Genomic DNA, 20,473 nt, shown 5'->3' on the forward strand with positions numbered 1-20,473 from the left:
CGGGCTTGTTGTTTTATATCATTGGCACCTTCTGTGCTGATTTTAGTATTGAGTGTGAGGCATTCTTAAATCTCATACTCCGTTTTGGAAAAATAGAATTAGAGCTATAGATGGCAGAGCAAAAGTTTGACTTGGTTGTAATTGGTTCTGGTCCCGCTGGTGAGGCCGCCGCAATGAGCGCTGCGAAAAAAGGCATGCGTGTCGCAGTGATTGAAAAACGCCAAGTAGTGGGCGGTAACTGTACCCATAAGGGCACCATTCCCTCCAAAGCTCTGCGCCACTCTGTCAAACAATTAATGCGTTATAACACTCAGAGTGTTTTTCGTGCTTTGGGTGAACCGCGCCGCCTAACCTTTCCTCAGGTGATGCAAACGGTCAATAAAGTGATTTCCTATCAAGTGGAAATGCACACCTCTTTTTATGCGCGCAATCGGGTTGAGCTAATCGTTGGGGCGGCAAATTTCCGCGATGCGAATAGTGTAGAAGTACAGCTGCCCGATGGCGCCACAGAAATTGTCACCGCGAAAAAATTTATTATTGCCACGGGTTCCCGTCCATATCGTCCCGCAGATGTGGACTTTGATCACGAGCGTGTCTACGACAGCGATATGATTCTGGATATGCAGCATACACCGCATTCCATCATGATCTACGGCGCCGGCGTGATTGGCTGTGAATACGCTTCTATTTTCGCTGGTCTTGGTATCAAGGTAGATTTGATCAATACCCGCAGTAGCCTGTTGGAATTTCTGGATGATGAGATCTCTGATGCCTTGAGTTACCACTTGCGAGATATGGGCGTTACCGTTCGCCACCAGGAGGAGTATGCGCGTGTGCTCCCCAATGATCAGGGCGTGATTATGGAAATGCAATCAGGTAAGCGTATCCATGCAGACGCGCTGCTCTGGTGCAATGGTCGTACAGGTAATACCAGCTCCCTGGGCCTGGAAAATGTCGGCCTCGAAGCGAATCACCGCGGCCAGTTAAGTGTAGATGATCACTATTGCACTGAAGTGGATAATATCTTTGCGGTGGGCGATGTTATTGGTTGGCCTAGCCTTGCCAGTGCCTCCTATGACCAGGGTAGGGCGGTAGCAGCAGCTATTGCCGGTCGCGGGCACCGTGTAATCGAGGATGCGCCCACTGGTATTTATACCCTGCCGGAAATTTCCTCAGTAGGAAAAACAGAATCCGAACTGACAGCCGCCAAGGTACCCTATGAGGTGGGGCGTGCGCTCTTTAAACACACTGCACGCGCACAGATCTCTGGTGAGCGCGTGGGCATGCTCAAGATCCTGTTCCATATTGAAACCCGTGAAATTCTCGGCATTCACTGTTTTGGTGCCGAAGCGGCAGAGATTGTGCATATTGGTCAGGCTATCATGAAGCAGCCCTCGCCAAATAACACCATCGATTATTTCGTTAACACCACATTTAACTACCCCACCATGGCAGAGGCCTACCGTAGTGCCGCACTGGATGGTCTCAACCGGGTTGCAAGATTATGACAGAGCCCTCTCCCCATGAATTTCAGGAGTTGGTAAAGGGATTTTTTGAAAAGATCCCTTTTAATCAGCAGATTGGCCTTGAAATGCGCTCCCTAGACCTAGAGGCACTTACTCTCTCCGCCGGCTTTCAACAACGCCCGGAGTTGATAGGTAACGTCTGGACGAATATTTTGCACGGCGGCGTAATTGCCACTGCTCTGGATACTGTCGGTGGCCTTACCGCAATGGTTGCTGCATATCAGCGCATGGGGGATCTGCACTGGAAAGAAAAAGCCGATCGCCTTTCTAAGCTGGGTACGGTAGATATGCGCGTGGATTATTTAAAGCCCGGAAGGGGGGAGCACTTTCTCTGTGAAGGCTCGATTTTACGCACGGGCAATAAACTCGTGGTTGCGCGTATGGAGTTGAGTAATGACCGGGAAGAATTAATTGCTACTGGGACTGCCACATTTCTCTACTGATGCCCCCTTGGATTAGCTGCAAGAACTGGCTTGCAGTTAATTTGGTAAGCTGAAATGCTTTTGTAAATTGCAAGGGGCCATTGTGAAAATATTACGATGTGAAAGCCATCATGTACCTGAGGTGGCTCAATTATTTGATGAATACAGGGTATTTTGTGGCTATAAATCGGACTTAATTGGAACTGAGTCTTTTCTGGGCAACTTGATCGACAGTCAGGCTTCCACACTTTTTATAGCAATAGATTCCGAGTGTTCTGGGGTAATGGGTTTTGTGAATCTTTATCCCAGCTTTTCTTCCCTTGCTCTTACACGCCTGTGGATTTTAAATGACTTAGGTGTTTCAAGCCGCTATAGGGGGAGGGGCGTTTCTAAAAAGCTGATCCAGGTTGCGATAGATTTTGCCAAGGAAACTCAGGCCATTCGTATTGAACTTAAAACAGAGAAAAGAAACAATCGCGCACGTCAGTTATATCAGTCTTTAGGTTTTGAGATTGACTGTGAAAATATTTACTACAGAGTACCCTGTTAAAAAGTAACGGGTCTTTTAGCAAAGAGTGAGAGAAGGATTTAAAGCTCAGCCGTTTTTAGAGGTCATGCCTGGGGCTCAATCTAATCTAATGGACTGCTAATCCCACGTTCATGAACACCAATCACGTGTGTGTAGATCGTCGTAGTACTTATATCATTGTGACCAAGAAGTTCTTGAATATTACGAATGTCTGCACCTGATCGTAATAGGTTGGTAGCGAATGAATGCCTGAAGGTGTGGCAGCTGGCTTTTTTTCGTATACCCAAGCTCGAAATAGCCTTGGCAACTGCACGCCTTATCTGTTGTTCTCCAATATCATGCCTTCGTATGATATCGCTACGAGGATCGAGCGAGCGCTCTCTAGCAGAAAATATATATTGCCAAACGGGGTTGATGGCAGCCTTTGGAAACTTTCTGGCTAGCGCAAATGGGAGATAGACCTCGCCATATCCTTCAACGAGATCCTGCTGATGGAGCGAGAGAGCATAGTGAATTTGGGCCCTTAATGGTTCAATAAGAGATTTAGGTAGTAGGGTCCTTCTCCACTTTTCACCCTTGGCTTCACGTACGAATATACACTGCTCTGTAAAATCAACGTCTTTCACCCGAAGCCGCACGGCTTCCATGACCCTAAGACCGGAACCGTACATCAAAGATGCAGCAAGCTTTGCCGGGCCAGTAAGCTGCCCCAAAATATCTGTCGCCTCCACATGGCTGAAAACCACCGGCAGCCGCCTGGGGCGGTGGCTGCTGTGAAATTTGAGCTCACCTAGTTCAAGGCCCATAAACTGCTTGTATAAAAATACGACTGCATTCAAAGCCGTTTTTTGGGTATTGATTGATACGGATCGATTGGTTGCCAAATGGCTAAGCCACTTATTCACTTCAGCCTTGCCTAATACTTCTGGGTGGCGCATCTGATTAAAGCGAATGAAGTCTTTAATCCAATAGCAATAGGTTTGCTCGGTTTTGTATGCCAAATACTTTGATCGCATAAAAGTTCGCAATCGATCCATAAATCGAGAGGAGCTTTTGGGGATCGGTATAGGAATGTCATCCATTTAAACACACCCAACTCTGGTTATATATACAGTCTTGCAAAAAATATGACCAGATGCGAGCTGGAATTTCGGTCATCGTGACCGTTATTTTGATAGGTTTAGCAAATATGCTCAAAAAATCATTAAATACAATGAGTTACGTAAAGTGGTATATTTAGGGATAGTGGTCGCAGTGACCATATTTCCACATTGCACCTTCGTATCATTTTTGTATAACTATATGATTTTAAAGTGATTCAAAGGGGGCTGTCGTGGGATTGCTTCTGAAATAGTAATCAGGATAATAGTGGTCATGATGATCACTATATAAATGTTATGTGCCCCAAACATGAGAGATATATTTTGAGCAAGTGGCTCTATTTGATTGTTGTTTTCGTGCTCGCGGGTTTGCTTTACCCGGCAATCTATCTGTTTGGCCTTGATGGCTTTCGAGACGGCATCCTATTCAAAGTTCCCACATTAATTATCTACGGAGTTCTAGCAGGGTTCTTTCTGTACCCCTTCGTTGAAGGCTACAGGCGATACAAAGCTGGGAGTAAGCGCGTAGCCTTGGTTATGCTCGTTTTTGGTATTATCTTTCCCGTCGTAAGTGGGGCGTTCTTAATAGTTCTCTTTGAATCAATGTTACGCGAAGGAAACAATAGTGGGCATAGCAGCACATAACCAGGCCAGGCAGTACGCTCCGGCGCTGCGCGCCTCCGCGGGACAGCCCACGCTGGCAACGTTATTGTGGCGGTCAATTTTTAGATAGTTTGTAGTTGCTGCAAGTAACAATCTCTACCTGAATACACTTCACCAGAGAGTTCTCCTGCAAACTGGTACCGCAGTTTCGTTCAAGTGCCTTCGTTTAAAGCCAACAAGTTCTGCAAGCTAGCTGCAGCATTGTGGAGTGCCAGTCAGTTAGTTAACCGGTGGGAAAAGTATGGTATTTTTCCCAGTAGATTTATCGGGCAGTGGCCAGCCAACGTTGGCTGGCAAAGAGCAAGTAGGTTGTTCTGTGCGCGCCAGCTATAACCAGGCCAGGCAAGATCGCCCAGCCGGTGGCTGGGCTGGACAGCCTACGCTTTGCTTCGGCTGCCCTTGCTGGCTACGTTATACGTATTTATGAAAGTTAGGTTTATAGACAATAAGCATTCCATGACTACAGGAAAAGAGTATATTGTCCTCGGCATAGAGTGCGATGATTACAGAATCATAAATGATAATAATGACCCTTGCTTATATGAGCCAAGCTCATTTGAAGTAATCGACCCAACTGAACCAGAGTTTTGGGTTAAAGAGTATGGAGAAGATGGAGAGAGGTATGCCTATCCCATTGAGTGGAACGAGGCAGGTTTCTTTGAAGACTATCACGACAATAATAATTCAGTTGTTAGTAAATTTTGGCAAGACTGCAAAAAATATTATGGTATTAGCAAACACGCATAACCAGTGCAGGCAAAATCGCCCGCAAGCGGGCTGGACGTCGCTGACGCTCCGCCTTTGCTGCAGGCGTTAACCATCTATGAGAACACCAGTATCCATCGCAGGAATCGGAGTAGTAATTGGCGTGACGATCCAAATGGGATTCCTGCTCAATTCAGAAGTGCTTTATGGTAGCTACTTAACTGCTTTAGGGATTTTATTGGGCCTTGTAGTCGGTGTGGCTATCTATTTATACAAAAAGCATAGAAATGCCCAGTCAATGTACGTCATGCTGGACTACAGCGGTAAGCTACCCTGGTATAAGGGTGTATTTCACACAGAGCTAATCTTATCGCTTTGTATCGTGTTTACGATGGTTGCCGTATCGCTTTTAAACAACGTACCTAATGTCTTTGCCACTTATGAACAAGGCTTCGTTGTTTCGAAAAAAGGCGAGCGTCGCATTCGTTACGACCAGTTTCAATATATAGAGCTTACTGATAATGATGTTGTCGTAAAGCACTTAACTGAAAACAAAAATTTCACAATAGGTCAGCAGGTCACGGTAAAAATGCGCAAGGGGCTTTTAGGTTTTCCCCTAGTAGTGGAGGTACTGCCAAGCAATGGTTAACAAGGCAAGGCACAATCGCCAGCAAAGCTGGCTGGACCTACGCACTTTGTGCTCCGGCCTGTGCTTGCGACGTTAAAGGTACGTCAATGATTAGAGCAGTTCTCGTAATAGTCTCCCTAAGCATAATGTCGGGTTGTGTTGGTTTTGCTGTTGGAACTTACGGGAAAAAAGAATGGGCTAGAACAGAATTCAGTCTAGGGAATGAGAGAAATAAATTCTCATTCGAAAAGAGAGATTCGCCTTACTCAGAACTTGAAATTATCGAACGTTGGGGAAAACCTGATTCTGTAGATCAATTTGAGTATTGCAAAGTACTTATATATAAAGACGGAACGTCGTGGGCTGGTGCTGGAGCATTTGTTGGCGTAGTACCAGTTCCGCTCGCAGTACCAACTGGAACGTATAAGAATCGCTTCTATCTTCGTAACAATGCAGCTGTTGGCTTAATTCAAGAGTACGGAGAAGTAGATCGTGCTGTTGGATATACGTGTGGTAGTAACGAGTGCGCGGCTAGCTCTGGTGAAAAGGTTAATGAGCCTGAGGTTGATCCTAAAGTGGCAGTAACACAGTGGTGTGGCAAGTCCCTTTAACAAACGCAGGCAGTATAGCTCCGGCCCTTCGGGCCTGCGCGGGACGCCCAACGCTGTGCACCTATTGTGCTTGTCGCTGCGCTCCTTTTTAGCACAATAGGTGCACAACATTGGTCGCCCCTGCTGCGGTCGTTAAACATCTAATGGATATTATCGAGTTGCATGATTTGATCTCTGAGGTTATTGAAAGTCTCCCCGAACAAGAATCTAGAGAGCTGACTGCCCTTTGTGATTCTTTAGAAGAGCTTGGCCCTAATGAATGGAGTATTAGGATTGCGAAATTCTCAAATAAAATGCTCCTAAACAATATTGGCGATACCGAAAAACTACTGAAGTTAGAGGCTGAGGCAGAGAATGCCGGCTCCATCGAGATCAAACCAATCTACCTGTTGTTAATTTTAGTTCTAGTGGTATTGGTGGTGTATTATGTTTAACAAATCAATGAACTACGCGCCTTCGGCGCCGGACAGCCTACGCTACGCTCTGGCTGCCGGTTATTGAAGCGTTATACGATCGAAATATGAACGAGAAGCTCCTTAAGATTATCAATGAACGTCAGTTGGTCTCTGCAATGAACAAAACCAAGTGGCGTGAAGTTTGCGAGGACCTTGAAAAGCTTCATTCTTCATATATCTGTGTTCGTTATAAACTAATTACGTCAGATGAGATTTTTGGCTTTAGTCCAGTTTGGTGGGATCAATTATTCGAATATTCTTCAGCAATAGAATGGCTTGATTTCAACCCTATTGTAAGTGAGTATCAAGGTCATCTCATATCAGATAAAAAAACTGATAGGTCTGCGGAGATACTAAGTATCTTAAAGAGATACAGTATTAAATATTCAAATCAGGAATCATACTTTCGAGTTTGGGGTTACTTAAACCCAGGAGCTTGCCCTGAATTCGTATAACAAAGCTATTCACCGGAACAGCAGTCCTTCGTTGCAATTTATGCACTACGCTGCCGCTTCGTTAACATAAATTACAACTACAGCCCGCTGTCCAGTGATAGCGGCGTTAAAAATCGGTCTATGAACACAGGATATCTCTTCAAAATTGTTTGGCGCGGCTGGTTTACTAGCGTAAGTATTCTGGCATTCATAGCTATTTTACTTGGATACTTTTTTGGTCCAGAGCTAGGAAAACCTCTCATTTTGCTCTTGGCCCTGGTCCCCGTAATAGCCGCGCTCCAAGGGGTACTTGTAGCAGCATTGGTGTGTGCTGGAGTCAAAATATGGCCTTTGAAATAGCTCAGAAGGTAATCATTTTTAACAAGGCTAGGCTGTACGCTCCGGCGCTACGCGCTTCCGCGGGACGGCCCACGCTATGCGCTGAGCGCATAAACAGCGTAGGCCGCCCCAGCTGGCAACGTTAGGTGAGTAAATGAAGAAATACGTAGCTCTTCTGTTCGTTAGCTTTCTATCTGGCTGTGCTGATACAGATATTCGTAGCTGCAAAATATCTGCAGTAGAGGCTGCAACTCTTGAACGGAATATTCGTGTATTTATGAATGAAGCACCAAATGGAGAGTGCTCGGATGTTCTCGCTGGTGATGCGTTCTTCCACAGAGATTTCAGAAATTCATGTCTGGTAGCTGTCTCATATCCCCAAGATAACAAAAATTGCGGCGCAGTATTGGATGGTGAATATCATATTGTTTTTGATCCTAAATCTCTCAAGCCAATAGAGGAGCTGCCATGGATAGTTCCGTACTACTAGGCAGGAACTCACCTAACAATCACAGGCAGGTTGCTACGGCCCTTCGGGCCTCCGCGGGACGGCCTACGCTTCGCTTCGGCCGCCCCTGCTGTGAGCGTTATGTGTCTATAGGAAATTAGAATTGTACGAACGTCTACCAGACAAGGAGCCAACATCATTCGAGTTAAAGATCTTCAAGTGGGTATTTCTTCCTGTAATTGCCATTGGTTTATTTCTTATATTCTCTGACGTAAGCAAAGGTCGGAATAAGTGTGAGAATATCTGCCTCGAAAAAGAGTTCCCTGACTTTCGTTATACCCCAAGCGGGCGTTATGGCATTGGTGGCAATACGTGCCACTGCTTAACAGAAGAAGAAAGTAACATTAAAAATCGCATACCCGAGGGTACTCGTGTATTTTGAGCATCAACACATAACCAGGCTAGGCAAGCTCGCCCACCCCCTTCGGGGCTGGGCTGGACAGCCTACGCGTTGCTTCGGCTGCCCTTGCTAGCGGCGTTAACTTTCCAGGAGCATCGAGATCAAAGCGAGTGAATTTCCAGAATTAGTTGGTTCACTATCAAAGGAGTGGAAGGTGTACTTCTACGAGTCACTTGCACACAATCTGACCGTATCCGCTAGGCTAGTTTGGTCAAACGATGACACCTCGGATTCTGAGAAATTAGATCAGCTAAAGTGGCTTAATGAGATTCAGCACCGTGTGACGTCAAAGATTCAAGTTGAGCGCACTAAGCGGCATGAATGGCCAGAATTAGAGTTTATAGAGATGGCCAATCACTATGTAAAGTTGTGCCCAGCCATTTCAGGCATGGTTGCCGGCGCAATTTCAAAATCATATGAGCATGTAGCTAGTGTCAAAAGTTAACAAATCAATCAACTTCGCGCCTTCGGCGCCGGACAGCTTACACTACACTTCGCTTCGTTACAGCTGCCGGTTATTGAGGCGTTATAAGTAAAACCATGGATCAGCTTCAGATAGGAAACGAATCAGATTATTGCGTAGTTCTCGATAACCCACGACTCAATGATGAGGGGTGGGTAGAGTACTATGATCTGCATCTAAAGTCGGACGCAATGAATGCAACCGTCAAAGTAGAGAACTTGCCGTATACAGTCGCAATTTGGGAGTTCTTTAAAGACCTCGATGACAACTGGTCAGGCTGGGAGGGTGAGAAATCTTGGCGAGCACTGGAGGATGAATTTAGGCTAGAAGCCACAATATCGAACACAGGTCACGTCAATCTAAGCTTTCAACTCAACTTATATAACTATGAGTGGCGTGCTATTGCAAACATATGTATTGAGTCGGGGCAGCTAAGCCAGTTGTCACGTAACATCTATAAATTCTTCCGAATCAATGCAAACTTATAACAAGGCCAGGCACACTCGCCCCTTAGGGGCTGGACCTACGCACTGCGTGCTCCGGCCCGTGCTGGCGGCGTTATAAGTCATGTTGAGAAAATGCCCAAAATGTAAAGAGAAAACTGTAAAGGTAAAGATGTTATCTTTCTCAAGTAGAATGCATTGTGAGAAATGCTTTTTCCAGTATGAATATGCAGCCTTATCTAAGAGGGTGATAGCGTTCGGATGCGCGTTTATACCTATTCTTGCTATTTACTTGGGATTGAGGTTTCAAAGTTTACTGGTTTTTGGCTCCTTACTACTAGCGGGTCCGTTTTTAGCTGAGTTTGTTTTTGCAAAATACTGCCCACTAAAGCCAGTTAGTGCTAGGGCGTTAAGGAAGAAACATCGTGGCAAAAACTTATAACAAACTGCGGCACAATCGCCCGCAAGAAGCGCGGGCTGGACTCGCTGCACTACGTTTCGCTCGCCTGTGCGCAGAGCGTTATTGTGGCGGTCAATTTTTAGATAGTTTGTAGTTGCTGCAAGTAACAATCTCTACCTGAACACGCTTCGCCAGAGAGTTCTCCTTCAAACTGGTACCGCAGTTTCGTTCAAGAGCCTTCGTTTTAAGCCAACAAGTTCTGCAAGTTAGCTGCCGCATTGTTGAGTGCCAGGCAGATAGTTAATTGGTGGGGAAAGTATGGTACTTTTCCCTGTAAATTTATTGGGCAGTGGCCAGCCAAAGTTGGCTGGCAGAGAGCAAGTAGGTCGTTCAGAGCGCGCCAGCTATAACCAGGCCAGGCAAGATCGCCCAGCCGGAGGCTGGGCTGGACAGCCTACGCTCCGCTTCGGCTGCCCTTGCTGGCAACGTTAAATGTCTATGAGCGAATATCCAGTACTTATTGGCGGAGTGGGTTTAGTTAAGGGTCGAATTAAGAATATCGGCCAAGCAATGGCTTCTGTTTGTGAAGAAGTTAAACTCATCATCGAACAAAGCAGAGCCTTTGATGAAATGCCGTTCAAAGAAATAAATATGATCATTCGCTGGGGCAATGAAAGAATTGAGGCCCCAGAAATAGGCCCATTGCGTAAGGCCAAAAATAGTCTTGAGGTTGCAACAACTATCAGCCTTTCCGAAGGTAAGGAAATAGAAAATAGCCCTGAGCAGCTGAAGGCAATGGTAAAAGGTGAGCTTGTAAAAGTATTTAAAGCAGTAGAGGCAAAGTATGGCCTGTGCCAAATCAACATTTAACAAGTCAAGGCAGCATCGCCACTTCGTGGCTGGACGCGCTAACGCGCGCCGCTGCTTGAGGTGTTAAATTTATATGAGCAAGAATCAATATCGAACTCTAATTGTACTATCGCTAGCCATAGGTTTGCTTTCTGGCGTGTACGACTATATTTGGCCTGACCCAATAACCGACCAGGTTTTTGATTATATTGTCGAGATAGAGCCAGAAATTGACGGCACAAAACTTGTTGTGGCTGGCGCACTAGCTGTTCTTGCCATCATTATGGCACTAGTTTCAGTGGTCGGTTTGCTTCTGTTCAAGTCATGGGCAAGACATGTTTATGCTGCTGGGTTTGTTGCTGCATTTGCTCTTTATCCATTCATGGGCGTTACGGTTTACAGCGGTTTCAGCCAAGTGCTCTATGACATATCTATGGTGTTGTCTGGCGTGCTGCTGGCATTAATGTATTACTCACCTGTAGCGCGGCACTATGAGAAAAAAATTTAACAAGACCAGGCACAATCGCCCACTTCGTGGGCTGGACCTCCGCACTGCGTGCTCCGGCCTGTGCTGGCAGCGTTAGGAGTTCTTGGGTTGAAGAACGCATTTTTCATTTTTGTCGTTGCGGTATTAGTCTCTGCTTGCATGGTTATCGTGCCAGTTAAGACGTCAAGACACAATGGTGCCATGTTGTTTTCGGTGGAAAAGTCAGGACTTGTTTTTAAATCTGACCGCAAGATATCTCTTGTATCTGTTACCGTAAGGTCTGGTAAGGGATGGAAAAATGAAAAGACGGTTTGGGAAATTAGAACGTCTGGCGAAGCTGTGCCAATCCCCGTCATAGTCTATGGCATTGTCCCTCAGGAGTTTGTTGAAACTACCGCGAGTATAAAAATGGTTAAAGGCAATGGTTATAGGGTCGACATTGTTGGTCCCGGGTACACTGCCTATAAAGAGTTTATCTATGAGTAGAGGTTGTACACTCCTAACAAGGTTAGCCAACATCGCACCTCCGGTGCTGGACCTCCGTTCCGGTGTTTGTTTATGTGCTTTAACGCTGACGCTAGCACAACACAAATACCTCTACTACGGCCGTTGCTAACGGCGTTATTGCGGCGGTCAGTTTTTAGATATTTTGTAGACACTGCAAGAACTAACCTCTATCTGAATACGCTTTGCCAGAAAACTGTCCCGAAAACTGGTACTGCAGTTTCGTTCAAGTGCCTTCGGATAAAGCCAACAAGTTCTGCAAGCTAGCTGCAGCATTGTGGAGTGCCAGACAGTTAGTTAACTGGTGGGGAAAGTATGGTATTTTTCACAGTAAATTTATCGGGCAGTGGCCAGCCAAGGGTGGCTGGCAGAGAGCAAGTAGGTCGTTCAGTACGCGCCAGCTATAACCAGGCCAGGCAAGATCGCCCAGCTGGAGGCTGGGCTGGACAGCCTACGCTCCGCTTCGGCTGCCCTTGCTGGCAACGTTATGCATCTGAGTAATTGAAGAGTTGAGAGTCTAAAAATTGAAGTTGTGGAGATGGGAGAAAGGTAGGCAAAACACCGGTTATGAAAAGCTATTCTTGCTCGGTTCGAAATGGCCTATCCCTTTTGATTTTTACCTGTTGCGGTTCAAAGAAGGTGCGGAAATTCCACCACATACGGATAAAGTTAGTTCAGGCAGCCACTATCGCTTAAATGTGGTTATAAAAAAGGCAAAATCAGGTGGTGAGTTTCTATGCAGTTCGCCGATTTTCGAAAATACGAGAGTAAAGTACTTTCGTCCTGATCTCTCGGAGCACTCAGTATCAAGGGTCATCTCAGGTACCCGCTATGTACTGAGTCTCGGTTGGGTGCGGCACGCATAACAAGGCCGGGCAATTTACTCCGGGCCTGCGGCCCTCCGTGGGACAGCTTACCTTGTGCACCTTTTGCGCAGGTCGCTACGCTCCCATTTTCGCGCAAAAGGCGCACAAGGTAAGCTGCCCCTGCCGGCGGCGTTATAGTTCATGAGAATATTTAGCGCTACAATGAGAAAAAACATCATTTCGGTACTGGTTGGTCCGTTAGCGATCATACCTGCAATATTTGTAATGGGTTTGGCTAGTCATCTGTTTTACCCAGAAGAATCCGCGGTTACAGATTGGAAGCAAGTTTTTAATTTTTATAGCGTAATTGCTTTAGTAATCGCTTATGTATTAACTGCGTTTCTCGCTTTACCACTAGTTATTGCACTACAAAAAATGCACGCATTTACCTTGCTTAATGTTCTTCTAGTTGCTTTGGGTATAGCTGGTCTTCTTTGTCTTGCTTCATCAAGCCAGCTATTTGCATTTCTATATTTTGGTTTTTTTACGGTTAGTGTAGCTCTGGCTTGTTGGGGGGTACACAGATGGGTTTAAGCTATAACCAAGCCAGGCAAGTTCGCCCAGCCGAAGGCTGGGCTGGACAGCCTACGCTCCGCTTCGGCTGCCCTTGCTGGCAACGTTATGTGTCAATGAGTAGAAATATGATTGATGTCATTGATGGGTTCAAAGCGGGTGGTTGCGGTAAAATTTTTATCAGACACTTACTTAAGCTTATTTTTACATTGTGTGCCTCAATAGTTCTTGTAGGATTGATTCGCTTCTTACTTGGGAAAGATGAGATAATACCTCTTGGTGCTGAATTCATAGGCGTTTTAATAACTCTGGTATTAGTACACTTAATTGATTTCATGCGTGCGGTAATTAAAAATGGCGAGCATTCTGATATACCCCCAACCACATAACCAGGCCAAGCAGGCTCGCCCAGCTATTGGCTGGGCTGGACGGCCTACGCTATGCTTCGGCCGCCCCTGTTGGCAACGTTATGCATAGGTAGATCATGAACACATTTCTTATTGTTTGTGCTTCAGTTCTGGGGATCGTGATTTGGATGATCGTCGATCATTACAGAATGAGAAAGATCGCGATTGAAAGAGGTAATCCTAATGTCTGTGAGTATGCTAGAGCTTTCGATTACAGGAATGTAGATACTAAAATAATGCGTGAAGTATGGAACGAAGTGCAGCTAAATTTAGGCAACTACAACGGCAAGCCATTTCCTGTTAAAGCCGAGGATATGTTTGAAGAAACATATAATATGCACCCTGACGATCTTGATGATATTTACTGGTCAGTAGCAGATCGGCTAGGTATCGATACTGAGCAACCCGAAAATAATCCGTATTTTAATAAGGTTACAAGTGTCAAAAACCTCGTCCTTTTCTTGCACAACCAACCGAGAATCGGCAATGCATAACAAGTCAATTAACTCCGCGCCTTCGGCGCCGGACAGCTTACACTGCGCTTCGCTCCGTTACAGCTGCCGGTTATTGAGGCGTTAAGCAATACAATGAAAATTGAAGCGCATATTACAAAGAAAGACCTTATAAACCTAAGCTGCTATTTTTTTCCAAGAAACAGAGGCACCTGGATATATTTTATGGTGCTATTTCTCGGTATGTTTGTTTTTCTTAGCTACAAGGATGGATTTACATTTTTCACCAAGAGTACGCTCATTGGAGTTGTGTCCAGTTTTATTGGTGCGCTTGTAGCCACACTGATAGCATGGTTATGGAACTTGGGCTGCATCTTGCTAATGTCTAACTCTAAATCGGGTGTATTGGGTAAGCATGAATACGTTATTACCGAGGAAGGGTTATCCGAGAGCACCGAAGCTAATGAGGCGCTTATAAAGTGGTCAGGTATAGATGATGTTAAAATCAATAAAAATTACATACTAGTCAGAGTAAACCAGTATCTATTCCACATGCTGCCAAGGCGTTCGTTTAGCTCTTTAGCTAAATACGAAGAGTTCGGTAATATACTTTCTAGTAGGGTAGGTGAAAATGCTTAACAAAGGCCAGCACAATCGCCAAATGCAAAAAGCGCATTTGGCTGGACTCGCTACACTGCGTTTCGCTCGCCTGTGTGGCCGGCGTTATAGTTCATGAGAATATTTAGCGCTACAATGAGAAAAAACATCATTTCGGTACTGGTTGGTCCGTTAGCGATCATACCTGCAATATTTGTAATGGGTTTGGCTAGTCATCTGTTTTACCCAGAAGAATCCGCGGTTACAGATTGGAAGCAAGTTTTTAATTTTTATAGCGTAATTGCTTTAGTAATCGCTTATGTATTAACTGCGTTTCTCGCTTTACCACTAGTTATTGCACTACAAAAAATGCACGCATTTACCTTGCTTAATGTTCTTCTAGTTGCTTTGGGTATAGCTGGTCTTCTTTGTCTTGCTTCATCAAGCCAGCTATTTGCATTTCTATATTTTGGTTTTTTTACGGTTAGTGTAGCTCTGGCTTGTTGGGGGGTACACAGATGGGTTTAAGCTATAACCAAGCCAGGCAAGTTCGCCCAGCCGAAGGCTGGGCTGGACAGCCTACGCTCCGCTTCGGCTGCCCTTGCTGGCAACGTTATTGCGGCGGTCAGTTTTTAGATATTTTGTAGACACTGCAAGAACTAACCTCTATCTGAATACGCTTTGCCAGAAAACTGTCCCGAAAACTGGTACTGCAGTTTCGTTCAAGTGCCTTCGGATAAAGCCAACAAGTTCTGCAAGCTAGCTGCAGCATTGTGGAGTGCCAGACAGTTAGTTAACTGGTGGGGAAAGTATGGTATTTTTCACAGTAAATTTATCGGGCAGTGGCCAGCCAAGGGTGGCTGGCAGAGAGCAAGTAGGTCGTTCAGTACGCGCCAGCTATAACCAGGCCAGGCAAGATCGCCCAGCTGGAGGCTGGGCTGGACAGCCTACGCTCCGCTTCGGCTGCCCTTGCTGGCAACGTTAGAACTCCAGACCGAGAAGCGAGATGGATTTAGATACCTTTTGTAGGCAAATTAAGGAAACCTATCCTGAAATATCAGCACATGCTGACAAGTTATATGATGACTATTGGAACAGGTTGGTCCAAACGGAATTCTCTTCATATTCTTGGTTTGAATCACTAGCGAATGCCCTGAATAGCGAAATGAAAAAGAAAGTGGCAGCTGATAATTATCAGGCACTCCTTGAAACCATTAGTTCAGAGTACGAGCACGGTGAAAGTGGAATAATGAAAGCAATTGACGTTGCGTTCGTAGAGAATCTGTTTTGGCAAGTAAATAGCGATAATGCTCGGCCGTACTGGGAAGTAATGCCTAAGAATCTAAAGGGGCTCTATGTCGGGTTTCACGGGCAAGCACCGCTCTAACAATCACAGGCACGTTGCTACGGCCCTCCGGGCCTCCGCAGGACGGCCTCCGCTGCGCTCCGGCCGCCCGTGCTGTGGGCGTTATGAGTAAAAGTAATCGGAGAGATTATGAAAGCTGTGCTTGTCAGGCTACTGAAAGTAATCGCTTTTTGCTTGGCATGGTTTCTCGTGGTTTTAATTTTGTCCACTTTGTACGTAGGCATTGGGCAGTGTGTTACAGATGAATGTGGCCCGCCACCGCCCTGGTGGGAAAACTATCTCTTTGTAGTTATCTCTATTGGGCCGCCGGCTATCTATGCCTTATACACTTTTAAGCGACTAAGGAGGTAGCATGAAACAAACACATAACAAGCAGCGGCACAATCGCCCGCAAAATATGCGGGCTGGACTCACTACGCTGCGCTCCGTTCGCCTGTGCGCTGGGCGTTAATTGCTCACTAAATTTGTATGAGCTGCGAGGAAAGGATGCTTCGAAAAATTTTGATCAGCTCGGTGTGCATATACCTTGGCTTGGGACTCGTGATCGGTCTATTTCTGTATAATCAGGATCTAAATACATTTGAATGCCTCGCTCGTGATGAGCCACACGGATATATAACAATATTCAGGTCGAGTGGCGGAAACCCCGATCCGGAAAAATGCACATCACATGGAACTCGATTAAAGTCGCTCATAAAAATTCCAGCAGCAATGGCAATCGGGCCGCCATTGATAGTTTATTCTGTTTTACGCAAACGTGCGGAGCGAGAACTAATTAATGAGCGAGGAGCCGGCAATTAACAAGGCCAGGCAGTATGCTACGGGCCTTCGGCCCTCTGCGGGACGCCTTACCTTGTGCACTTTTTGCGCGGTCGCAACGCTCCCATTTTCGCGCAAAAAGCGCACAATGTAAGTCGCCCCTGCTGGCGGCGTTATGGATAATTCAATGAAGTTTATCGGCTCCATATTGTTATTGCTTTCCGGGTCGGTCTACGGCAATAGCTACGATTCAAAGCTTGATAAGCAGATGGTGCAATTCCTTAATTCTGGGCCTAGGGTTGAAAGTGCCGTAGATCACGATAGGGTATTGCCAAAAGGATCTGGTGAAAATCTTAGGCGCCAGTATCTTCAGGATGAGAATTTTTTTATTTTTATTAAAACTGAGAAATGTACCGCCAAAGGAGAGGTCATGCTTGTAACCATCCATTGCGTAATCGGTGGGACATGCACTAACAAGCTTCATGAAACAGGCAGGTGCGAGTAATAATTACCATAACAAACACAGGCAGCAAGGCTGCGGCCCTTCTGGCCTCCGCGGGACGGCTTACCTTGTGCGCCATTTGCGCAGGTCGCTACGCTCCCATTTTTGCGCAAACGGCGCACAAGGTAAGCCGCCCCTGCTGTGGGCGTTATGAGTGTTGAATAAGTCGATGTTAATCTTTGCATTGCTGTTTTTCCTATTGGGTGTGGTGCTTTTCCTATGGGCAACAGCTTCCGGTAAAGCACTTATTGCTTTGATTAAAAAAGAGCGGCCGAAAGTGCATGAGAAATATTTCTCAGCATTAAATGGTTCGTATTACTATTGGATCCTAATTTTAAGTAAGACAGAGTTTGGTCGAGAGAATTTCTCTGATGAAATTCTGCGGTTGCGGACTAGCGTAGCTAAGAAATATAAGGCATCTCTTTTCTGTGTTTTAATATTTGCAATGTTGTTGCTAGTCAGTACACTCATAACCAGCCAATGAACCTCACTCCAGCCCTTCGGGCTTCCGCCGGACAGCCTACGCTATGCTCCGGCTGCCGGTTATTGGGGCGTTAACTGTATTCACTGAGCCATGAGTAAAGCTAAAGGAATTGCAATAAGAACTATACTGGCTGCAGCGTTCGTCATTGCTATATCGTTCTTCTTCGGAGCGAGCTTTTACTTGTCTCTTATCATTGTTGCTGGTTTGGGTGTTTTTGGTGAAATAATCCATATGCCAGAAAACATGCCGGGCGCTATCGATAATCCAGATGGCAAAGAGTTGCATCCAGCTAAAGCAATCTGTATTGGTTTGGTCGTTGTTCTGGTTTTAATTGGTTTTGGGATTCTTTTTCCGGAGTTATATGGTTATGGTTTTGGCACAAACAGTTAACAAGCAGCAGCACCCTCGGCCTTTGGCCTGGACCTCCTTCCGCTGCGCTTCAGTCGGCCGGTGTGCTGGGCGTTATGTGAATGTCAGATTCAGTGCCTGAAAAATAGATGAAGAATAAATTAAGAATATCGATAGCTACTACATTACTTTTGTCTTCAATAGTTTCTAGTGCAGAAACTCCTGATGCATTAGCTGTCGACATGGCAAAGAGTTTTGCTTCTATCGCAAATAAAAGCAGTCCCAGGATGTTGGATGAATATACTCGATTGGAGCGAGTGTATTCGGAATCACTTGATATTATATTTGACTACACAATTCTCGCTGCCATACCCGAGTATAGTGAAGTTGAACATAGAGGCCGTCTTAGAGACAATTTTATAAGAGTTATGTGTGACACACCTAAATTCCATGATCAGCTATTGAGCAAAGGTGTAAAGCAGATCTATAGATACTCTAATACTACAGGTAGAATATTGCGTGAATTTACCTTTTCTATCGATGATTGTGCGTAAATCACATAACAAGTGACTATGGTCCGTTGTCAAGTATTTAAGCCATTTTTTCATCCCAGTAAGTGTTGTTTTTTACCATCGTATTTAGGATAGTAAGTTGCTTTCTCATACATGCGATAAGGGCCACTTTCTTAGGTTTACCAGCAGCGACCAGGCGCTCATACATTGGCTTTAATTTAGGGTGACATTGTATTGCCGACATCATAGAAACAAACAAAACCGTGCGTACACGATGTCGCCCACCTCGAATATAGCGTTTACCCTGGAAGCTGCCGCTATCACGATTCATCGGGGCGACACCCACAAGTGCCGCAATCTCTTTGCGGTTCAACTTGCCCAGCTCAGGAAGTTCGCTCATTAGCGTGTAAGCCAGTACATTGCCGACTCCTTTAGCGCTTGATAAGAGATCGCGTTTTTGTCGCCACTCGGCAACACTGTTAACAAGTTTATCAAGTTGCTTATCGACCCCTTCTAGCTCTTTCTTGATGACTTTTAAGATAGCCTGAATGGGCTTGTGAACAGATTTGGGCATTCTTTTGAGACGATTCTTTTGCATTGTGCTCATCTCTAAGCACTGTTTCCTGACCGTCAGTAAATCACTAATATTTCTAAGTTTTTCTGGTTTGATTGATGACAATCTTGGCTTCATTGCTTCACCAAAATGTGCGATATCAATTGCATCTAGTTTATCTGTTTTGGCGAGCCGCCCGGCTGACTTTGCAAAGTTTCTTACTTGTGAAGGATTGCAAACAACTATCGGCAGTCCCGCTTTATGAGCAGCACAGACGAATTCTAATTCTAGTCTCCCTGTGGACTCGATTAATACTCTTTGAGGTTTAAGGGGTTGTAGTTGTTTAATGGCGTCTTTAATACCCTCTTTGTTGTTGGTAACACTAAAGAACTGGCCATTAGGTCTCACATAAATATCGAGTTGTTTACTGCTGGTATCGATACCGACATTGATCTCTTGAGGTTCCATAAGATAAGCTATCTCCGCCTTGCTATTCGGGCTCGAGGCCCACATGACTATTCGAGTTATGCCTAGTGAGTGTCTGTCACGTTCATACTTGTTAACGGTCTTTATGAACCGGCGCAGCAACGAACTGTGACAGACAAGGCCTTCGGTGGCCGCCGAAGGTGGGTCTCAATTTACCCGTTAGCGAAAAGGATTTTCAACATCAGAATCGGACAAGAACAACCATACAAGCAGCAGCACGACCGCCCGCAAAAAACGCTGGCTGGACGGCTTACGCTTCGCTTCGGCCGCCCGTGTGCTGGGCGTTATGAGTAAATCAGGAGTAACAATGAAGTATGCAGTTTTAGCTTCTTTGATTTTTTTAACCGCATGTGCGGGTAGTCAGCGACAGACGCCTGTGATTGTTGCGGATGGAACTGAAGCAGAGCAATTAGTGCAACTATTCTTTTGCGGTGACTCAGAAGGTTTTGCTAAAGCGATTGGTGGTGTTGACTCAAAACTTAGAGGCGCCTGGGATCAGATCGAAGGAGAAAATTCACCTCACGAATGTACTGTTCGAATAAACATTGATAAAAATGGCCACATTGTCGGCCACGAAGTGGTGACATGTGACAAGCCATCTGCCATATCAGCATTATTAGTTGCCGCTAGCCCAGTTCCTGTACCAGCGAATCAGTGCATGTTCGACAGAATAAATGAAATGAAGTTTGAACTTAACAGTGGCAGTGATAGCAATTCATAACAATCGCAGGCACAGGGACAAAATTTCCGCTGCGCTACAATTTTGCCCGTGCTGCGGGCGTTATGAGTGTTGAATAGGTCTATGTTAATCTTTGCATTGCTGTTTTTCCTATTGGGTGTGGTGCTTTTCCTATGGGCAACAGCTTCTGGTAAAGCACTTATTGCTTTGATTAAAAAAGAGCGGCCGAAAGTGCATGAGAAATATTTCTCAGCATTAAATGGTTCGTATTACTATTGGATCTTAATTTTAAGTAAGACAGAGTTTGGTCGAGAGAATTTCTCTGATGAAATTCTGCAGTTGCGGACTAGCGTAGCTAAGAAATATAAGGCATCTCTTTTATGTGTTTTAATATTTGCAATGTTGTTGCTAGTCAGTACACTCATAACCAGCCAATGAACTTCACTCCAGCCCTTCGGGCTTCCGCCGGACAGCCTACGCTAT

General features: G+C 45.4%; 27 protein-coding genes. 25 read left to right on the top strand and 2 right to left on the bottom strand.

The window, feature by feature from the left end; genetic code table 11:
* Positions 1–110: 110 nt before the first annotated feature.
* From sthA to ACJJI0_RS03025, 3 genes are all read left to right on the top strand, one after another.
* The gene (sthA, locus tag ACJJI0_RS03015; protein ID WP_252081948.1) at positions 111–1,508 is read left to right on the top strand and encodes a Si-specific NAD(P)(+) transhydrogenase; all 1,398 of its coding nucleotides are present in this window, start codon (positions 111–113) and stop codon (positions 1,506–1,508) included.
* Positions 1,505–1,969: a thioesterase family protein gene (locus ACJJI0_RS03020; protein WP_252081947.1), complete on the top strand. Its 465-nt coding sequence runs from the start codon at positions 1,505–1,507 to the stop codon at positions 1,967–1,969. The genes sthA and ACJJI0_RS03020 overlap by 4 nt, the downstream gene beginning before the upstream one ends.
* Before the next feature lie 82 nt (positions 1,970–2,051).
* A complete protein-coding gene (locus ACJJI0_RS03025; RefSeq protein WP_444884610.1) occupies positions 2,052–2,498 on the top strand; it encodes a GNAT family N-acetyltransferase in 447 nt (148 codons plus the stop codon).
* Positions 2,499–2,578: 80 nt separating this feature from the next.
* Here ACJJI0_RS03025 and ACJJI0_RS03030 read toward each other — a convergent pair whose 3' ends face one another.
* Positions 2,579–3,559 carry an integron integrase gene (locus ACJJI0_RS03030; RefSeq protein WP_444884611.1) on the bottom strand — a complete coding sequence of 327 codons (981 nt, stop codon included), beginning with the start codon at positions 3,557–3,559 and terminating at the stop codon, positions 2,579–2,581.
* 1,137 nt (positions 3,560–4,696) lie between these two features.
* Here ACJJI0_RS03030 and ACJJI0_RS03035 point away from each other — a divergent pair.
* The 20 genes from ACJJI0_RS03035 (at position 4,697) to ACJJI0_RS03130 (ending at position 18,314) form a co-directional block, all read left to right on the top strand.
* Positions 4,697–4,987, top strand: a complete 291-nt coding sequence (locus tag ACJJI0_RS03035) for a hypothetical protein (protein ID WP_444884612.1) — start codon at positions 4,697–4,699, stop codon at positions 4,985–4,987.
* 76 nt (positions 4,988–5,063) lie between these two features.
* Positions 5,064–5,594 carry a hypothetical protein gene (locus tag ACJJI0_RS03040; RefSeq protein WP_444884613.1) on the top strand — a complete coding sequence of 177 codons (531 nt, stop codon included), beginning with the start codon at positions 5,064–5,066 and terminating at the stop codon, positions 5,592–5,594.
* Between the two features lie 86 nt (positions 5,595–5,680).
* Positions 5,681–6,184 (top strand): hypothetical protein, encoded by a 504-nt coding sequence (locus ACJJI0_RS03045; protein ID WP_444884614.1) that lies wholly within the window; start codon positions 5,681–5,683, stop codon positions 6,182–6,184.
* A 110-nt stretch (positions 6,185–6,294) separates the two neighbouring features.
* Positions 6,295–6,618 carry a hypothetical protein gene (locus ACJJI0_RS03050; protein WP_444884615.1) on the top strand — a complete coding sequence of 108 codons (324 nt, stop codon included), beginning with the start codon at positions 6,295–6,297 and terminating at the stop codon, positions 6,616–6,618.
* 86 nt (positions 6,619–6,704) lie between these two features.
* A complete protein-coding gene (locus tag ACJJI0_RS03055; protein ID WP_444884616.1) occupies positions 6,705–7,094 on the top strand; it encodes a DUF6678 family protein in 390 nt (129 codons plus the stop codon).
* A 472-nt stretch (positions 7,095–7,566) separates the two neighbouring features.
* On the top strand, positions 7,567–7,902 hold the full coding sequence (locus ACJJI0_RS03060; protein WP_444884617.1) for a hypothetical protein: 336 nt from the start codon (positions 7,567–7,569) through the stop codon (positions 7,900–7,902).
* A 958-nt stretch (positions 7,903–8,860) separates the two neighbouring features.
* On the top strand, positions 8,861–9,271 hold the full coding sequence (locus ACJJI0_RS03065; RefSeq protein ID WP_444884618.1) for a DUF6228 family protein: 411 nt from the start codon (positions 8,861–8,863) through the stop codon (positions 9,269–9,271).
* A gap of 847 nt (positions 9,272–10,118) precedes the next feature.
* Positions 10,119–10,496 carry an Imm39 family immunity protein gene (locus tag ACJJI0_RS03070; protein WP_444884619.1) on the top strand — a complete coding sequence of 126 codons (378 nt, stop codon included), beginning with the start codon at positions 10,119–10,121 and terminating at the stop codon, positions 10,494–10,496.
* A gap of 73 nt (positions 10,497–10,569) precedes the next feature.
* Positions 10,570–10,983: a hypothetical protein gene (locus ACJJI0_RS03075; protein WP_444884620.1), complete on the top strand. Its 414-nt coding sequence runs from the start codon at positions 10,570–10,572 to the stop codon at positions 10,981–10,983.
* Positions 10,984–11,070: 87 nt separating this feature from the next.
* Positions 11,071–11,448, top strand: coding sequence for a hypothetical protein (locus ACJJI0_RS03080; RefSeq protein WP_444884621.1), 378 nt, complete (start codon positions 11,071–11,073; stop codon positions 11,446–11,448).
* A gap of 1,046 nt (positions 11,449–12,494) precedes the next feature.
* A complete protein-coding gene (locus ACJJI0_RS03085; protein WP_444884622.1) occupies positions 12,495–12,866 on the top strand; it encodes a hypothetical protein in 372 nt (123 codons plus the stop codon).
* Positions 12,857–13,234, top strand: a complete 378-nt coding sequence (locus tag ACJJI0_RS03090; protein WP_444884623.1) for a hypothetical protein — start codon at positions 12,857–12,859, stop codon at positions 13,232–13,234. Before ACJJI0_RS03085 ends, ACJJI0_RS03090 begins: the two co-directional genes overlap by 10 nt.
* 95 nt (positions 13,235–13,329) lie before the next feature.
* Positions 13,330–13,746: a hypothetical protein gene (locus ACJJI0_RS03095; protein WP_444884624.1), complete on the top strand. Its 417-nt coding sequence runs from the start codon at positions 13,330–13,332 to the stop codon at positions 13,744–13,746.
* Between the two features lie 93 nt (positions 13,747–13,839).
* Positions 13,840–14,343, top strand: a complete 504-nt coding sequence (locus tag ACJJI0_RS03100; protein ID WP_444884625.1) for a YcxB family protein — start codon at positions 13,840–13,842, stop codon at positions 14,341–14,343.
* 114 nt (positions 14,344–14,457) lie between these two features.
* Positions 14,458–14,829: a hypothetical protein gene (locus ACJJI0_RS03105; protein WP_444884622.1), complete on the top strand. Its 372-nt coding sequence runs from the start codon at positions 14,458–14,460 to the stop codon at positions 14,827–14,829.
* Positions 14,830–15,307: 478 nt separating this feature from the next.
* A complete protein-coding gene (locus ACJJI0_RS03110) occupies positions 15,308–15,688 on the top strand; it encodes a DUF7674 family protein (protein WP_444884626.1) in 381 nt (126 codons plus the stop codon).
* Positions 15,689–16,601: 913 nt separating this feature from the next.
* The gene (locus ACJJI0_RS03115) at positions 16,602–16,931 is read left to right on the top strand and encodes a hypothetical protein (protein WP_444884627.1); all 330 of its coding nucleotides are present in this window, start codon (positions 16,602–16,604) and stop codon (positions 16,929–16,931) included.
* 151 nt (positions 16,932–17,082) lie between these two features.
* On the top strand, positions 17,083–17,412 hold the full coding sequence (locus ACJJI0_RS03120; protein WP_444884628.1) for a hypothetical protein: 330 nt from the start codon (positions 17,083–17,085) through the stop codon (positions 17,410–17,412).
* 90 nt (positions 17,413–17,502) lie between these two features.
* The gene (locus ACJJI0_RS03125) at positions 17,503–17,802 is read left to right on the top strand and encodes a hypothetical protein (protein WP_444884629.1); all 300 of its coding nucleotides are present in this window, start codon (positions 17,503–17,505) and stop codon (positions 17,800–17,802) included.
* 107 nt (positions 17,803–17,909) lie between these two features.
* Positions 17,910–18,314, top strand: a complete 405-nt coding sequence (locus tag ACJJI0_RS03130; protein ID WP_444884630.1) for a hypothetical protein — start codon at positions 17,910–17,912, stop codon at positions 18,312–18,314.
* A gap of 37 nt (positions 18,315–18,351) precedes the next feature.
* Here ACJJI0_RS03130 and ACJJI0_RS03135 read toward each other — a convergent pair whose 3' ends face one another.
* Positions 18,352–19,293 carry an IS110 family RNA-guided transposase gene (locus ACJJI0_RS03135; protein ID WP_444884631.1) on the bottom strand — a complete coding sequence of 314 codons (942 nt, stop codon included), beginning with the start codon at positions 19,291–19,293 and terminating at the stop codon, positions 18,352–18,354.
* A gap of 325 nt (positions 19,294–19,618) precedes the next feature.
* On the opposite strand from ACJJI0_RS03135, the gene ACJJI0_RS03140 reads away from it, so the two are divergent.
* Positions 19,619–20,032: a hypothetical protein gene (locus tag ACJJI0_RS03140; RefSeq protein ID WP_444884632.1), complete on the top strand. Its 414-nt coding sequence runs from the start codon at positions 19,619–19,621 to the stop codon at positions 20,030–20,032.
* A gap of 81 nt (positions 20,033–20,113) precedes the next feature.
* Positions 20,114–20,428 (top strand): hypothetical protein, encoded by a 315-nt coding sequence (locus ACJJI0_RS03145; RefSeq protein WP_444884633.1) that lies wholly within the window; start codon positions 20,114–20,116, stop codon positions 20,426–20,428.
* Positions 20,429–20,473: the final 45 nt, after the last annotated feature.

The sequence above is a fragment of the Microbulbifer mixtoriginis (SeqCode) genome (assembly GCF_052466695.1).

Bases quoted from the DNA above. Each gene is read 5' to 3' on its own strand.
- ACJJI0_RS03045 (WP_444884614.1), top strand. From the start codon at position 5,681: ATGATTAGAGCAGTTCTCGTAATAGTCTCCCTAAGCATAATGTCGGGT.
- ACJJI0_RS03115 (WP_444884627.1), top strand. From the start codon at position 16,602: ATGGATAATTCAATGAAGTTTATCGGCTCCATATTGTTATTGCTTTCC.
- ACJJI0_RS03110 (WP_444884626.1), top strand. From the start codon at position 15,308: ATGGATTTAGATACCTTTTGTAGGCAAATTAAGGAAACCTATCCTGAA.
- ACJJI0_RS03030 (WP_444884611.1), bottom strand. From the start codon at position 3,559: ATGGATGACATTCCTATACCGATCCCCAAAAGCTCCTCTCGATTTATG.
- ACJJI0_RS03095 (WP_444884624.1), top strand. From the start codon at position 13,330: ATGAACACATTTCTTATTGTTTGTGCTTCAGTTCTGGGGATCGTGATT.
- ACJJI0_RS03035 (WP_444884612.1), top strand. From the start codon at position 4,697: ATGACTACAGGAAAAGAGTATATTGTCCTCGGCATAGAGTGCGATGAT.
- sthA (WP_252081948.1), top strand. From the start codon at position 111: ATGGCAGAGCAAAAGTTTGACTTGGTTGTAATTGGTTCTGGTCCCGCT.
- ACJJI0_RS03105 (WP_444884622.1), top strand. From the start codon at position 14,458: ATGAGAAAAAACATCATTTCGGTACTGGTTGGTCCGTTAGCGATCATA.
- ACJJI0_RS03075 (WP_444884620.1), top strand. From the start codon at position 10,570: ATGAGCAAGAATCAATATCGAACTCTAATTGTACTATCGCTAGCCATA.
- ACJJI0_RS03055 (WP_444884616.1), top strand. From the start codon at position 6,705: ATGAACGAGAAGCTCCTTAAGATTATCAATGAACGTCAGTTGGTCTCT.
- ACJJI0_RS03135 (WP_444884631.1), bottom strand. From the start codon at position 19,293: ATGGAACCTCAAGAGATCAATGTCGGTATCGATACCAGCAGTAAACAA.
- ACJJI0_RS03100 (WP_444884625.1), top strand. From the start codon at position 13,840: ATGAAAATTGAAGCGCATATTACAAAGAAAGACCTTATAAACCTAAGC.
- ACJJI0_RS03125 (WP_444884629.1), top strand. From the start codon at position 17,503: ATGAGTAAAGCTAAAGGAATTGCAATAAGAACTATACTGGCTGCAGCG.
- ACJJI0_RS03140 (WP_444884632.1), top strand. From the start codon at position 19,619: ATGAAGTATGCAGTTTTAGCTTCTTTGATTTTTTTAACCGCATGTGCG.
- ACJJI0_RS03060 (WP_444884617.1), top strand. From the start codon at position 7,567: ATGAAGAAATACGTAGCTCTTCTGTTCGTTAGCTTTCTATCTGGCTGT.
- ACJJI0_RS03070 (WP_444884619.1), top strand. From the start codon at position 10,119: ATGTCTATGAGCGAATATCCAGTACTTATTGGCGGAGTGGGTTTAGTT.
- ACJJI0_RS03130 (WP_444884630.1), top strand. From the start codon at position 17,910: ATGAAGAATAAATTAAGAATATCGATAGCTACTACATTACTTTTGTCT.
- ACJJI0_RS03020 (WP_252081947.1), top strand. From the start codon at position 1,505: ATGACAGAGCCCTCTCCCCATGAATTTCAGGAGTTGGTAAAGGGATTT.
- ACJJI0_RS03090 (WP_444884623.1), top strand. From the start codon at position 12,857: ATGGGTTTAAGCTATAACCAAGCCAGGCAAGTTCGCCCAGCCGAAGGC.
- ACJJI0_RS03065 (WP_444884618.1), top strand. From the start codon at position 8,861: ATGGATCAGCTTCAGATAGGAAACGAATCAGATTATTGCGTAGTTCTC.
- ACJJI0_RS03040 (WP_444884613.1), top strand. From the start codon at position 5,064: ATGAGAACACCAGTATCCATCGCAGGAATCGGAGTAGTAATTGGCGTG.
- ACJJI0_RS03085 (WP_444884622.1), top strand. From the start codon at position 12,495: ATGAGAAAAAACATCATTTCGGTACTGGTTGGTCCGTTAGCGATCATA.
- ACJJI0_RS03145 (WP_444884633.1), top strand. From the start codon at position 20,114: ATGTTAATCTTTGCATTGCTGTTTTTCCTATTGGGTGTGGTGCTTTTC.